This is a genomic window from Streptomyces sp. NPDC050416 (assembly GCF_044458845.1).
In the GTDB taxonomy this organism is placed as follows: Bacteria; Actinomycetota; Actinomycetes; order Streptomycetales; family Streptomycetaceae; genus Streptomyces.
This window is the reverse complement of the sequence record NZ_JBITII010000007.1, coordinates 355,498-369,814: the sequence shown is the minus strand read 5'-3', so window position 1 is coordinate 369,814 and position 14,317 is coordinate 355,498. Positions and strand designations below refer to the sequence as shown.

The following is a 14,317-nucleotide window of genomic DNA, read 5'->3' as shown; positions in this document are numbered from 1 at the left end:
GCCAGGGCGGGGGCGGGTCGGCCCAGGCGCCGGCAGCATGCTGATGGGTGCGCATCAAGCGTCACCTGATCGGCAGGACAAGTCCCAGTCCGTATCCCAACCCATCGCGCCGCTCCGAGGACGGACACCCCCGGCGCGGCCCCGGCCCACCGCACCCCGGAAGGCCGCCGCCGACGCCCGTAGCCCTCCGCGACCACACGCACACACCGAGGAATCGGCTCAACCTCTTGACGGGAGGCAACCCGAACGGCTCAGCTTAGAGTTCACTAGTTGGACATGGACGGGGCCTCATCGATGCGGCCCCGCGCGCAGGAGGTCGTCGTGGAGACTCCGGGGTCGCAGTCGTCGCTGCACCGAGCCAACCTGGAGCGGGTCGTACGAGCCGTGCGCCTGGCGGGCTCCCTCACCCAGGCCGAGATCGCCCGGACGACGGGCCTGTCCGCCGCGACGGTGTCCAACATCGTCCGGGAGTTGAAGGAAGGCGGCACGGTCGAGGTCACACCCACCTCGGCGGGCGGTCGCAGGGCCCGCAGCGTCTCCCTCAGCGGGGACGCCGGCATCGTCATAGGGGTCGACTTCGGCCACACCCACCTGCGCGTCGCGATCGGCAACCTCGCCCACCAGGTGCTCGCCGAGGAGTCCGAGCCCCTCGACGTCGACGCCTCCTCGACCCAGGGCTTCGACCGGGCGGAACAGCTGGTCAGCCGGCTGATCGAGGCCACCGGCGTCGACCGGACCAAGATCGCCGGCGTCGGCCTCGGCGTGCCCGGCCCCATCGACGTCGAGTCCGGCACCCTCGGCTCGACCGCCATCCTGCCCGGCTGGACCGGCACCAAGCCCGCCGAGGAGCTGCGCGAGCGCCTCGGCGTCCCCGTGCACGTGGACAACGACGCCAACCTCGGCGCCCTCGGTGAGATGGTCTGGGGCAGCGGCCGCGGCGTGCGCGACCTGGCGTACATCAAGGTCGCCAGCGGTGTCGGCGCCGGCCTGGTGATCAACGGCAAGATCTACCGCGGCCCCGGCGGTACCGCAGGAGAAATCGGACATATTACACTCGACGAATCCGGCCCCGTGTGCCGCTGCGGCAACCGCGGCTGCCTGGAGACCTTCGCGGCCGCGCGCTACGTGCTCCCGCTCCTCCAGTCCAGCCACGGCACCGACCTGACGATGGAAGGCGTCGTGCGGCTCGCGCGGGACGGAGACCCGGGCTGCCGTCGGGTGATCGCCGACGTCGGCCGCCATATCGGCAGTGGAGTCGCCAATCTCTGCAACCTGCTGAACCCGAGCCGTGTGGTCCTCGGCGGTGATCTCGCCGAGGCCGGTGAGCTGGTGCTCGGGCCGATCCGGGAGTCCGTCGGCCGCTACGCCATTCCGAGCGCGGCACGCCAGCTGTCCGTTCTCCCCGGGGCACTCGGCGGCCGTGCGGAGGTACTCGGAGCGCTCGCGCTGGCCCTCAGCGAGATGGGCGATTCAACCCTTTTGGATGGGACCGCCGTCGGGGCGCTGCAGGCGGCCGCCCCTGCCTTCACTTAGAGAACGGATGGCACCGTTGCCATCTCGTTAAGGATTTACTTCTTGACGTCGCACGTGTGGCCGAGTTGACTTCCAGCCACCTCGGCCGCAATGTCGCGGCCTCGTCAGGGAGGTTTCTGAAGTGAACACGCGTATGCGTCGCGCCGCTGTTGCGATTGCCGCCGGTGCGATGGCCGTTTCGCTTGCTGCCTGTGGCAGCGCCAAGGAGTCCGGCGACAACGCCGACTCCACCGGGTCCGCCAAGAAGGGCGACGACATCAAGGTCGGTCTGCTCCTTCCGGAGAACGCGACCGCCCGTTACGAGAAGTTCGACCGGCCGCTCATCCAGAAGAAGGTCAAGGAACTCACCAACGGCAAGGGCGAGGTCGTCTACGCCAACGCCAAGCAGGACGCCAGCACGCAGAACCAGCAGGTCGACACGATGGTGACCAACAAGGTCGACGTGCTGATCGTGGACGCGGTGGACTCCAAGGCCATCGCCGGCTCGGTGAAGAAGGCCAAGGACGCGGGCATCCCCGTCGTCGCCTACGACCGCCTGGCCGAGGGCCCGATCGACGCCTACACCTCGTTCGACAACGAGACCGTCGGCAAGACCCAGGGCGAGGCCCTGCTGAAGGCCCTGGGCGACAAGGCCAAGGACGGCCAGATCGTCATGATGAACGGGTCGTCCACCGACCCGAACGCCGCCCAGTTCAAGAAGGGCGCGCACTCCGTCCTCGACGGCAAGGTGAAGATCGGCCGCGAGTACGACACCAAGGAGTGGAAGCCGGAGAACGCCAACGCCAACATGGAGGGCGCCATCTCCGCCCTCGGCAAGGACAAGATCGTCGGCGTCTACTCCGCCAACGACGGCATGGCGGGCGGCATCATCACGGCCCTGAAGGCCGCCGGCATCGCCGACATCCCGGTCACCGGCCAGGACGCCGAACTCTCCGGCGTGCAGCGCATCGTCACCGGCGAGCAGTACATGAGCGTCTACAAGCCCTACCCGCAGGAGGCGGACGTCGCGGCCGAGATGGCCGTCGCGCTCGCCCAGGGCAAGTCGCTCGACTCGATCGCCAAGGACAAGGTCGACAGCCCGACCACGAAGGCCATCCCGTCCGTCCTGGTACCGGTCGTCTCGCTGACCAAGGACAACATCAACGACACCGTGATCAAGGACGGCATCTACACCGTGAGCGAGATCTGCTCCGGCAAGTACAAGGCCGCCTGCGACAAGATCGGTCTCAAGTAAGCAGCCACCAGGTCCCCTGAGGGGCACGGGAGTCCGAACCGGGCTCCCGTCACCCCCGTCCGGGACCGGCTGCCCCGAGTTCCTCCGGCGCCCCGCCACACCAGCCCCGCAAGCTATGCGGGGCGCCGGAGTGATCACTCCTCCCACACTTCTGCACAACCTCCCGCCGGGTCAGGCGGCGAAGGAGATGGTTCACGTGTCCGCTACGCCCGTGCTGGCGTTGCGCGGGGTCTCCAAGCGGTTCGGTGCCGTACAGGCGCTCACCGACGTAGAGCTTGAGGTCCACGCCGGCGAGGTGGTCGCCCTCGTCGGCGACAACGGCGCCGGAAAGTCCACGCTGGTCAAGACGATCGCCGGCGTGCACCCCATCGATGAGGGCGTCATCGAATGGGACGGCAGGTCCGTCCAGATCAACAAACCGCACGACGCCCAGAACCTGGGCATCGCGACCGTCTACCAGGACCTCGCGCTGTGCGACAACATCGACGTCGTCGGCAACCTCTACCTGGGCCGGGAGATCCGCAAGCGCGGTGTCCTGGACGAGGTGGAGATGGAGCGCCGCTCCCGCGAGCTGCTCGACACGCTGTCGATCCGCATCCCCAGTGTCCGCATCCCGATCGCCTCGCTCTCCGGCGGCCAGCGCCAGACCGTGGCGATCGCCCGGTCCATGCTCGGCGAGCCCAAGCTGGTGATCCTCGACGAGCCCACCGCCGCCCTCGGCGTCGAGCAGACCGCGCAGGTCCTCGACCTGGTCGAGCGGCTGCGCGAGCGCGGCCACGCCGTGATCCTCATCAGCCACAACATGGCCGATGTGAAGGCCGTCGCGGACAAGGTCGCCGTGCTGCGCCTCGGGCGCAACAACGGCGTCTTCGAGGTCAAGTCGACCTCGCAGGAAGAGATCATCTCCGCCATCACCGGCGCCACCGACAACGCCGTGACCCGCCGTGCGGCGCGCACGAACGGGGAGGTTTCCAAGTGAGCATCGACAAGACCTCCGCGGCTCCGGACGACCACGTCGTCGAGAACCCCGAAGCGGCCAAGGCCGCCGTCACGGTCGTCGACCCCCGGCTGCTCGTGCGCGAGCAGGGGCTCGCCGGCTACGTCACCGAGTTCAAGCGCAAGATGAAGTCCGGCGACCTGGGCTCCATCCCGGTCGTCATCGGCCTGGCGATCATCTGGCTCATCTTCACGAGCCTGAACTCCAACTTCCTCACCGCGGGCAACCTGTCCGACATGTCCGTCGCCATGGTCGGCACGGGCATGATCGCCGTCGGCATCGTGTTCGTGCTGCTGCTGGGCGAGATCGACCTGTCGGTCGGCTCGGTCAGCGGTGTCGCGGGTGCGAGCTTCGCCGTGCTGAACGTCACCAACGGCATGAACGAGTGGCTCGCCTTCGTGCTGGCCATTCTCACCGGCACGGTCGCCGGCCTGCTGCACGGCTTCTTCTTCGCGAAGATCGGCGTCCCCGCGTTCGCCGTCACCCTGGCCGGTCTGCTGTTCTGGAACGGCTTCATGCTCCAGATCCTCGGCGACAACGGCACGATCAACCTCGACCCGGACGGGGTCGTGGCGCAGCTGACCAGCTACTACTTCTCCGACGTGGCCGCCGCCTACGGCCTGGCCGCCGTGGTGACCGCCGGGTTCTTCCTCAGCTCCTTCCTCGGCAACCGGCGCCGCGAGGCCGCCGGCGTGCCGTCGCGGCCGCTGAGCGAGACCATCGTGCGGACGGTGCTGCTGGCGATCGTCGCGTTCGCCGTCGCCATCGTCTTCAACCAGTACAAGGGCCTGCCCCTGGCCGTGGTGATCTTCATCGTGGTGCTGCTGGTCACGGACTTCGTGCTGCGGCGCACGGCGTACGGGCGGAAGGTGTTCGCGCTCGGCGGCAGCGTCGAGGCGTCGCGACGGGCCGGCATCAACGTGGAGATGGTCCGGATCTCGGTGTTCGCGATCTCCGGCACGTTCGCGGCGGTCGGCGGCCTGTTCATCGCGTCGAAGATCGCCGCGGCGAACCAGGGCGCGGGTGGCGGTGACCTGCTGATGAACGCGATCGCGGCCGCGGTGATCGGCGGTACGTCGCTGTTCGGCGGTCGGGGACGGACGTGGAACGCGCTGCTCGGTGTGCTGGTGATCGTGTCGATCCAGTACGGGCTCGCCCTGGAGGGCATCGCCTCTCCGGTGCAGTACATGATCACGGGTGGTGTGCTGTTGGCCACGGTCGTGATCGACGCCGTTACTCGTAAGACGCAGAAGACGGCGGGGCGGGCGTAGCGCCGTAGGGCCGCGCCGGCTGCCAGGCCGCGGGTGCGCTGTGGCTTGTCGCGCAGTTCCCCTCGCCCCTCGGGGACATGACTGTGCCCGGCACCGTGAGGTGCCGGGCACAGTTGTGTCGTAGGTGTGGCACAAGTTGGGTACAGCCGACTGCGTGACGTATGACGCATGGCCTCGGCGCAGTCCTCAGGGGCGGAACATTAGACTCGACAAGCCCGGCAACTGCTCGAACAGCTCTACTGCAAGGAGGCACGGGTGCCGCTGCTGACCCGTATCAGGGGACCGCGCGATCTGGACCGGCTCAGCCTGGAAGAGCTGAACCAGCTGGCGGAGGAGATCCGGACCTTCCTTGTCGAAGCGGTCTCCAAGACCGGCGGTCACCTCGGCCCCAACCTCGGCGTGGTGGAGCTCACCATCGCCCTGCACCGGGTCTTCGAATCGCCCAAGGACAAGGTGCTCTGGGACACCGGACACCAGTCCTACGTGCACAAGCTGCTCACCGGCCGTCAGGACTTCTCGAAGCTGAAGATGAAGGGCGGCCTGTCCGGCTACCCCTCGCAGGCCGAGTCCGAGCACGACATCATCGAGAACTCGCACGCCTCGACCGTCCTCGGCTGGGCCGACGGCATCGCCAAGGCCAACGAACTCCTCGAGCGCGACAGCCACGTCGTCGCCGTGATCGGTGACGGTGCGCTGACCGGCGGCATGGCCTGGGAGGCGCTGAACAACATCGCCGACGCCAAGGACCGGCCCCTCGTCATCGTCGTCAACGACAACGAGCGGTCCTACGCGCCGACCATCGGCGGCCTCGCCAACCACCTCGCGACGCTGCGCACGACGGACGGCTACGAGCGGTTCCTCGCCCGCACCAAGGAGGTGCTGGAGCGCACCCCCGTCGTCGGGCGGCCGCTCTACGACACCCTGCACGGCGCCAAGAAGGGCCTCAAGGACTTCATCGCCCCCCAGGGGATGTTCGAGGACCTCGGCCTGAAGTACGTCGGCCCGATCGACGGACACGACCTGGAGGCCCTGGAGTCCGCCCTCGCGCGGGCCAAGCGGTTCGGCGGGCCCGTCATCGTGCACTGCCTCACCGAGAAGGGCCGCGGCTACCAGCCCGCCCTCCAGGACGAGGCCGACCGCTTCCACGCCGTCGGCAAGATCCACCCCGACACGGGCCTGCCGATCGCCTCCTCCGGCGCCGACTGGACGTCCGTGTTCGGCGAGGAGATGGTCAAGCTCGGTGAGGAGCGCGAGGACATCGTCGCCATCACCGCCGCCATGCTCCAGCCGGTGGGCCTGGAGAAGTTCGCCAAGCGGTTCCCCAAGCGGGTCTACGACGTCGGCATCGCCGAGCAGCACGGCGCCGTGTCCGCCGCGGGCCTGGCGACGGGCGGAGTGCACCCGGTGTTCGCGGTGTACGCCACCTTCCTCAACCGCGCCTTCGACCAGGTGCTGATGGACGTGGCCCTGCACAAGTGCGGGGTGACCTTCGTCCTGGACCGGGCCGGAGTCACCGGCACCGACGGGGCGTCCCACAACGGCATGTGGGACATGTCGATCCTCCAGGTCGTGCCGGGGCTGCGGCTGGCCGCGCCGCGTGACGCCGACCAGGTCCGCGCGCAGCTGCGGGAGGCCGTCGCCGTCGACGACGCGCCGACCGTGGTCCGCTTCTCCAAGGGCGCCGTCGGCCCCGCCGTTCCCGCCGTGGGGCGGGTCGGCGGCATGGACGTGCTGCGCGAGCCCGGCACCGACCGGCCCGACGTGCTGCTGGTCTCCGTCGGCGCCCTCGCGCCGATGTGCCTGGAGATCGCCGGCCTGCTCGACAAGCAGGGCATCTCCACCACCGTCGTCGACCCGCGCTGGGTCAAACCCGTCGACGAGGCCATGGCCCCGCTCGCCGAGCAGCACCGCGTGGTCGTCACCGTCGAGGACAACAGCCGGGTAGGTGGTGTCGGTTCGGCGATCGCTCAGGCGCTGCGCGACGCGGGCGTCGACGTGCCGCTGCGCGACTTCGGCATCCCGCCGCGCTTCCTCGACCATGCCTCGCGCGCCGAGGTCATGGCCGAGATCGGCCTCACCGCGCCGGACATCGCCCGGCAGGTGACCGGGCTGGTCGCCAGGCTGGACGGGCGGTACGAGCGCAGCGCCGCGGACGCCGTGGACGCCGTGGAGCCCGCGCGCGACTGACTGACGTCCCGGTACCGCTGAATGGGCCGGTTCCACCACCGCCAAGGGTGGTGGAACCGGCCCATTGGCGTGAATGCATCGCTGCCGGGGCATACGAACGGTGCCCCCTCTCGATCATGTCGAGGACGACAAGCGTGGGAGGTACCCCGTGAGCAGCACCCTCTTCCGGACGAAGAAGGTCGAGCAGTCCATCCTCGATACCGAGGAGCCAGAGCACGCGCTCAAGAAGTCCTTGTCCGCGCTGGATCTGACCGTCTTCGGCGTCGGCGTGATCATCGGCACCGGCATCTTCGTCCTGACTGGAACAGTCGCCAAGAACAACGCCGGGCCCGCGGTTGCCCTGGCGTTCGTCGCGGCCGGCGTCGCGTGTGCGCTGGCCGCGCTCTGCTACGCCGAGTTCGCGTCGACGGTCCCGGTCGCCGGGTCCGCCTACACGTTCTCGTACGCCTCCCTCGGTGAACTGCCCGCCTGGATCATCGGCTGGGACCTGGTCCTGGAGTTCGCGCTCGGTACGGCGGTGGTGGCCGTCGGCTGGTCCGGCTACATCCAGTCGCTCATGGCCAACGCGGGCTGGGAGATGCCCGCGGCACTGGGCAGCCGGGACGGTGCCGACGTCTTCGGCTTCGACATCCTCGCCGCCGCGCTCGTCCTCGTCCTCACCGGCATCCTCGTGCTCGGCATGAAGCTGTCCGCGCGGATCACGTCGCTCGTCGTCGCCATCAAGGTGACGGTCGTCCTGGTCGTGATCGTCGCCGGTGCGTTCTTCATCAAGGGGTCCAACTACGACCCGTTCATCCCGAAGGAGAAGGCGGTGGAGGCCGGGAAGAGTCTCGATGCCCCGCTGATCCAGCTCATGTTCGGCTGGGCGCCCTCCAACTTCGGTGTGATGGGCATCTTCACCGCGGCCTCCGTCGTGTTCTTCGCCTTCATCGGCTTCGACATCGTGGCCACGGCGGCGGAGGAGACGCGGAACCCGCAGCGCGACATGCCGCGCGGCATTCTCGGCTCCCTGCTGATCTGCACCACGCTGTACGTGCTCGTGTCGATCGTCGTCACCGGCATGCAGCACTACAGCCGGCTGTCGGTGGACGCGCCGCTCGCCGACGCGTTCAAGGCCACGGGGCATCCGTGGTTCGCGGGGTTCATCAGCTTCGGCGCGGCGGTCGGTCTGACGACGGTGTGCATGATCCTGTTGCTCGGGCAGACCCGGGTGTTCTTCGCGATGAGCCGTGACGGGCTGCTGCCGCGGTTCTTCTCGCACGTCCACCCGCGGTTCAGGACCCCGCACCGGCCGACCATCCTGCTGGGTGTGGTCATCGCGGTCCTGGCCGGCTTCACTCCGCTGACGGAGCTCGCCGCCCTGGTGAACATCGGCACGCTGTTCGCCTTCGTGGTGGTCGCCATCGGTGTGCTGGTCCTCCGCAGGACCCGCCCCGACCTGCACCGGTCGTTCCGCACGCCGTGGGTGCCGGTGATCCCGATCCTGTCGGTGTGCGCCTCGCTGTGGCTGATGATCAACCTGCCCGCCGAGACGTGGGTGCGGTTCGGCATCTGGATGGCCGCCGGGTTCTTCGTGTACTTCCTCTACGGCCGCACGCACAGCCGTCTCGCGAAGGAAGAGACCAGGGAGGCGGAGCCAACGCGCTAGCCTCCGGCGGTTGGGCGGGGTGCCTGCGGCGGCCTGCGCGGGTGCGGTGGGGGCTTGTGTCGCGCCTACGCGCCGGGTGGTGGGTCGGGGCCGCGCCGGGGGGTGTCCGTCCTCGGAACGGCGCGATGGGCTCGGACACCAACTAACTCCCCGTAGACGCGCCAACCGCTGCGGGCGGACACCCCCCGACACGTCCCCTTCCGTACGTACGCGGCTGCGGGCGCGCGCACTCAGCTGCGGGCAGTCGTGCCCCCCAGTGCCTTAAGGGCCTGGGAGGTGCCCCCAGGCGGCACGGGTGGGCGCAGCGGCACCCCGCTCCGCCGGGCTGCGCACCCACCCGCCCCGGGCCGCCGCAGACAGCACCCTGCGGCGCCGGGTTGGGCAGCGTCCCGCTCCCCGGCAGCACCCCGACCCAGCGACAAAGCCCGGCCCTACGGCCGTACCGAGCGCGGCCCCGTCACCTCCGCCCCCAGCTCCCCGACCCGCCTCCGCAGCTCCCGGTCCGCCGTGACCACCAGCACCGGACGCGCCCCCGCCCCCGCGACCACGTCCACGATGTGATCGTCCCCGCTGCCCGCCGCCGACTCCACCCGCACCCCGGCCACGGACTCGACCCCCCGCGCCGCCCCCTCCACCACGAGCACGATCTCCACCGGCCCTTCGGCGGCCACCCCCGGCACCCCGTCCGAGGCCAACCGGTCCCGCAACCGCTCCGCCGCCCCCTTCCGGTCCCGCCACCACCCGTCCGGCACCGACCCGACGACATTCGCGGCGTCGACGACGACAAGCAGGGGAGCGTTGCTGTTCATGTGGTCAGGGTCGCACGGCGGATCTCGGCCGGGCAGGGGGGCGGGCGGGACGTCAACATGCCCCGCCCACGTAAGGTGAACCAGTGAACGGCGACTGGCTCATGCGCGGCCGCGACGGCCGCCTCACCGTCTATCTGCCCTCCGGCGAAGCCGTCCTGTGCCGTGCGGAACGCGGTCCCGCCGGCTCCTGGGACGGACCCCGAACCGTCGGCGGCACCCAGAAGCTGCACCCGGGCTTCGCGGTCGGCCAGGGCGCCGACGGCTACGCCCATCTGGCCGCCTGGCGGCCCACCGTGCCCGGCGAGTCCGGCCTCGTGCACTCCACCCACTTCCGGCCCCGTCTCGCACCCCTGGACTGGGTCCCGATCGGGCACCCCGACAAGAAGGGCGACCGGACGGGCGAGCCGGCCGTCGCCGTCGACGCGCAGGGGCGTTGCCATGTCTTCGTCCGTAACAAGGGCGGCGGAGTGAGCCTGCGCAACCAGAAGGAGAAGGGCGGCTGGGGCGCCTGGCAGGACCTGGAGGGGCACGACGTGCAGGGGGAGTTGGCCGCCGTGACGGGGGAGTCGGGTCTGGTCGAGGTGTACGCGTGTGCGGCCGGAGGGATTCTGCACTGGCGGCAGGAGGAGCCGGGCCGGACGCCGGTGCGGGGGGAGGGGGCCGACGTGCCCGTGCGTCCGGGGACCCTGCGCGCGCTCGCCACGTCCCCCGAGCACACCACCCTCTTCTTCACGGACACCTCCGGCGACCTGTGCGCCTGGCGCCCGGGGGAGAAGCCGGTGACGCTCGTCGCCTCCGCCGGGCCGGGGCCCGTGTCCGCCGTGCGCTGTGAGATCGAGGGCTACGACTGCACCGTGCTCGCCCAGCGGTCCTCGAGCGGCCGGGTCGCCTTCGCCGCCTATCCGACCGAACAGGAGTCCGCCGGGGCCTGGTGGACCGAGTCCGGCCCTCAGCTGCCCGCCGACGCCACGGTGTCGCTGGCGCTCGACGAGCACGACGAGGTCGTCGCGGCCTCCCTCTCCCCGTCGACCGGGAAGGTGCTGTTCACCCGCCGCAAGGACGAGCCGGGGCTCGCGCTGCAGGCCTGGCGGGAGATCTGACACGCCGTTGGGGTGGCCGCGGCCGGGGCTGTGACGGCATGCAGAAGGGGGTGGGGCGCCCGGATCGTACCGACGCCCCACCCCCCTCAAGGGTTACGCGTTACGCGGGGACGCTCGCCACGCCCTGCGGCAGGAACCTCTTGCCGTTGACCCGCTCGGAGACGCCCTCGCGGTCCAGGTACGGCGTGATGCCGCCCAGGTGGAACGGCCAGCCGGCGCCCGTGATCAGGCACAGGTCGATGTCCTGCGCCTCGGCGACGACGCCCTCGTCGAGCATGATGCCGATCTCCTGCGCCACCGCGTCCAGGACGCGGTCGCGGACCTGCTCCTCCGTCAGGACGGTGTCGCCCTGCTTCAGCAGCGCGGCGACCTCCGGGTCCAGTTCGGGCTTGCCGCTGTCGTAGACGTAGAAGCCGCGCTTGCCCGCCTCGACGACCGCCTTGAGGTTCGGGGAGACCGTGAAGCGGTCCGGGAACGCCTTGTTGAGCGTCTCGGAGACGTGCAGGCCGATCGCCGGGCCGACCAGCTCCAGAAGGACGAGAGGAGACATCGGGAGGCCCAGGGGCTCGACCGCCTTCTCGGCGACCTCGACCGGGGTGCCCTCGTCGATGACGTTCTGGATCTCGCCCATGAAGCGGGTCAGGATGCGGTTCACGACGAACGCCGGGGCGTCCTTCACCAGCACCGCGGTCTTCTTCAGCTTCTTGGCGACGCCGAACGCCGTGGCCAGGGAGGCGTCGTCGGTCTGCTCGCCGCGGACGATCTCCAGCAGCGGCAGCACGGCGACCGGGTTGAAGAAGTGGAAGCCGACGACCCGCTCGGGGTGCTTCAGCTTCGACGCCATCTCCGACACCGACAGCGAGGAGGTGTTGGTGGCCAGGATCGCGTGCGCCGGGGCGACCGCCTCGACCTCCGCGAACACCTTCTGCTTGACGCCCATCTCCTCGAACACGGCCTCGATGATGAAGTCCGCGTCCGCGAAGCCCTCGGCCTTGTCCAGGACACCGGTCACCAGCGCCTTGAGGCGGTTGGCCTTGTCCTGGTTGATACGGCCCTTGCCGAGCAGCTTGTCGATCTCGGCGTGGACGTAGCCCACACCCTTGTCGACGCGCTCCTGGTCGATGTCCGTGAGGACGACCGGCACCTCCAGGCGGCGCAGGAACAGCAGCGCGAGCTGGCTGGCCATCAGACCGGCGCCGACGACACCGACCTTGGTGACCGGGCGGGCCAGGCTCTTGTCCGGCGCACCGGCGGGGCGCTTGCCGCGCTTCTGCACCAGGTTGAAGGCGTAGATGCCGGCGCGCAGCTCACCGCCCATGATCAGGTCGGCGAGCGCCTTGTCCTCGGCGTCGTAGCCCTGCTGGAGGTCGCCGTTCTTGGCGGCGGCGATGATGTCCAGGGCGCGGTAGGCGGCCGGGGCCGCGCCGTGCACCTTGGAGTCCGCGATGAAACGGCCCTTGGCGACGGCCTGGTCCCAGCCCTCGCCGCGGTCGATCACCGGGCGCTCGACCTCGATCTCGCCCTTGAGGACGGACGCGGTCCAGATCAGCGACTGCTCCAGGAAGTCCGCGCCCTCGAAGAGCGCGTCGGCGATCCCGAGCTCGTAGACCTGCTTGCCCTTGAGCTGCTTGTTCTGGTTGAGGCTGTTCTCGATGATCACCGAGACGGCCTTGTCGGCGCCGATCAGGTTCGGCAGCAGCGTGCAGCCGCCCCAGCCCGGGACCAGGCCGAGGAACACCTCGGGGAGCGAGAACGCCGGGAGGGCCGCGGAGACGGTCCGGTAGGTGCAGTGCAGACCGACCTCGACACCGCCGCCCATCGCGGCGCCGTTGTAGTACGCGAAGGTCGGCACGGCCAGCTTGGACAGCCGCTTGAAGACCTCGTGGCCGCCCTTGCCGATGGCGAGGGCGTGCTCGTACTCCTTGAGGATCTCCACGCCCTTGAGGTCGGCGCCGACCGCGAAGATGAACGGCTTGCCGGTGAGGCCGACGCCGACGATCTCGCCGTCCGCGGCCTCCTTCTCCACCTGGTCGATCGCGGCGTTCAGGTTCGCCAGCGAGGCCGGGCCGAAGGTGGTCGGCTTGGTGTGGTCCAGGCCGTTGTCCAGGGTGATCAGCGCGAAGCGCCCGGCACCGGCGGGGAGGTCGAAGTGGCGTACGTGCGCCTGCGTGACGACCTCGTCCGGGAACAGCTCGGAAGCCTGCTTGAGAAGCTCGGCGGTGGTGCTCACTTGTCCCCCTCGAAGTGCGGGTTCTCCCAGATGACCGTCGCGCCCATGCCGAAGCCGACGCACATGGTGGTCAGGCCGTAGCGGACGTGCGGCTGCTCCTCGAACTGGCGGGCCAGCTGCGTCATCAGACGGACGCCGGAGGAGGCCAGCGGGTGGCCGAAGGCGATGGCGCCGCCGTACTGGTTGACGCGCTCGTCGTCGTCGGCGATGCCGTAGTGGTCGAGGAAGGCCAGCACCTGGACGGCGAAGGCCTCGTTGATCTCGAACAGGCCGATGTCGGAGATCGACAGGCCCGCCTGGGCCAGCGCCTTCTCCGTCGCCGGGATCGGGCCGTAGCCCATGACCTCCGGCTCCACACCCGCGAAGGAGTAGGAGACCAGGCGCATCTTCACGGGGAGGTCGTTCTCCCGCGCGAACTCCTCGGAGGCGATCAGCGAGGCGGTGGCGCCATCGTTCAGACCGGCCGCGTTACCGGCGGTGACCCGGCCGTGGACGCGGAACGGGGTCTTGAGGCCCTGGAGGTTCTCCAGGGTCGTGCCCGGGCGCATCGGCTCGTCGGCGGTGACCAGGCCCCAGCCCGTCTCACCGGCCTCGGGGGAGGTGCGGCGGACCGAGACCGGCACCAGGTCGGCCTGGATCTTGCCGTTGGCGTACGCCTTGGCGGCCTTCTCCTGGGAGCGCACGGCGTACTCGTCGGCGCGCAGCTTGGTGATCTGCGGGTAACGGTCGTGCAGGTTCTCCGCGGTCATGCCCATGAACAGGGCCGACTCGTCGACCAGCTTCTCGCTGACGAACCGCGGGTTCGGGTCGACGCCCTCGCCCATGGGGTGACGGCCCATGTGCTCGACACCGCCGGCGATGGCGATGTCGTACGCGCCGAAGGCGACGGAACCGGCGACCGTGGTCACGGCCGTCAGGGCGCCCGCGCACATGCGGTCGATGGAGTAACCCGGCACGGACTGGGGCAGGCCCGCGAGGATGCCGGCCGTGCGGCCGATGGTGAGGCCCTGGTCGCCGATCTGGGTGGTCGCGGCGATGGCGACCTCGTCGATCTTCTTCGGGTCGAGGCCGGGGTTGCGGCGCAGCAGCTCCCGGATCGCCTTCACGACGAGGTCGTCGGCACGGGTCTCGTGGTAGATGCCCTTCGGGCCCGCCTTGCCGAACGGGGTGCGGACGCCGTCTACGAAGACGACGTCCCTGACGGTACGAGGCACGATGGCTCTCCTCCAGGGGTCCAGGACGCTGAGCGCTTGCTCATCCCATGCTACTTATGAGTAACGTAGCTGCCCAGTCCTGACATGGCGAGCG

At 69.8% G+C, this 14,317-nt stretch carries 10 protein-coding genes; 7 read left to right on the top strand and 3 right to left on the bottom strand.

The window, feature by feature from the left end:
* Window positions 1-321 precede the first annotated feature (321 nt).
* The 6 genes from ACIBL4_RS23815 to ACIBL4_RS23790 all read left to right on the top strand — a co-directional run bounded on the left by ACIBL4_RS23815 (window position 322) and on the right by ACIBL4_RS23790 (window position 8,870).
* Window positions 322-1,533, top strand: a complete 1,212-nt coding sequence (locus tag ACIBL4_RS23815) for an ROK family protein (RefSeq protein WP_399413511.1) — start codon at window positions 322-324, stop codon at window positions 1,531-1,533.
* A gap of 133 nt (window positions 1,534-1,666) precedes the next feature.
* Window positions 1,667-2,767, top strand: coding sequence for a sugar ABC transporter substrate-binding protein (locus ACIBL4_RS23810; protein WP_356923592.1), 1,101 nt, complete (start codon window positions 1,667-1,669; stop codon window positions 2,765-2,767).
* 187 nt (window positions 2,768-2,954) lie between these two features.
* On the top strand, window positions 2,955-3,746 hold the full coding sequence (locus ACIBL4_RS23805) for an ATP-binding cassette domain-containing protein (protein ID WP_010033972.1): 792 nt from the start codon (window positions 2,955-2,957) through the stop codon (window positions 3,744-3,746).
* Window positions 3,743-5,035 carry a sugar ABC transporter permease gene (locus tag ACIBL4_RS23800; protein ID WP_399413200.1) on the top strand — a complete coding sequence of 431 codons (1,293 nt, stop codon included), beginning with the start codon at window positions 3,743-3,745 and terminating at the stop codon, window positions 5,033-5,035. Before ACIBL4_RS23805 ends, ACIBL4_RS23800 begins: the two co-directional genes overlap by 4 nt.
* 255 nt (window positions 5,036-5,290) lie before the next feature.
* Complete coding sequence (dxs, locus tag ACIBL4_RS23795) at window positions 5,291-7,222, top strand: 1-deoxy-D-xylulose-5-phosphate synthase (RefSeq protein ID WP_399413198.1); 1,932 nt, start codon at window positions 5,291-5,293, stop codon at window positions 7,220-7,222.
* 148 nt (window positions 7,223-7,370) lie between these two features.
* Window positions 7,371-8,870: an amino acid permease gene (locus ACIBL4_RS23790; protein ID WP_399413196.1), complete on the top strand. Its 1,500-nt coding sequence runs from the start codon at window positions 7,371-7,373 to the stop codon at window positions 8,868-8,870.
* Between the two features lie 431 nt (window positions 8,871-9,301).
* Here ACIBL4_RS23790 and ACIBL4_RS23785 read toward each other — a convergent pair whose 3' ends face one another.
* A complete protein-coding gene (locus tag ACIBL4_RS23785) occupies window positions 9,302-9,679 on the bottom strand; it encodes an NTP pyrophosphohydrolase (protein ID WP_399413194.1) in 378 nt (125 codons plus the stop codon).
* Between the two features lie 83 nt (window positions 9,680-9,762).
* On the opposite strand from ACIBL4_RS23785, the gene ACIBL4_RS23780 reads away from it, so the two are divergent.
* Entirely contained in the window at window positions 9,763-10,779 is a 1,017-nt protein-coding gene (locus ACIBL4_RS23780) for a hypothetical protein (RefSeq protein WP_399413192.1), read from the top strand.
* Between the two features lie 100 nt (window positions 10,780-10,879).
* Here ACIBL4_RS23780 and ACIBL4_RS23775 read toward each other — a convergent pair whose 3' ends face one another.
* Both ACIBL4_RS23775 and ACIBL4_RS23770 read right to left on the bottom strand, forming a co-directional pair.
* Window positions 10,880-13,009 (bottom strand): 3-hydroxyacyl-CoA dehydrogenase NAD-binding domain-containing protein, encoded by a 2,130-nt coding sequence (locus tag ACIBL4_RS23775; protein WP_399413190.1) that lies wholly within the window; start codon window positions 13,007-13,009, stop codon window positions 10,880-10,882.
* On the bottom strand, window positions 13,006-14,223 hold the full coding sequence (locus tag ACIBL4_RS23770) for an acetyl-CoA C-acyltransferase (RefSeq protein WP_193508758.1): 1,218 nt from the start codon (window positions 14,221-14,223) through the stop codon (window positions 13,006-13,008). The genes ACIBL4_RS23775 and ACIBL4_RS23770 overlap by 4 nt, the downstream gene beginning before the upstream one ends.
* Between the last annotated feature and the right edge of the window lie 94 nt (window positions 14,224-14,317).

Coding starts and splice junctions, on each gene's coding strand:
- ACIBL4_RS23810 (WP_356923592.1), top strand. CDS start 1,667: ATGCGTCGCGCCGCTGTTGCGATTGCCGCCGGTGCGATGGCCGTTTCG.
- ACIBL4_RS23805 (WP_010033972.1), top strand. CDS start 2,955: ATGGTTCACGTGTCCGCTACGCCCGTGCTGGCGTTGCGCGGGGTCTCC.
- ACIBL4_RS23785 (WP_399413194.1), bottom strand. CDS start 9,679: ATGAACAGCAACGCTCCCCTGCTTGTCGTCGTCGACGCCGCGAATGTC.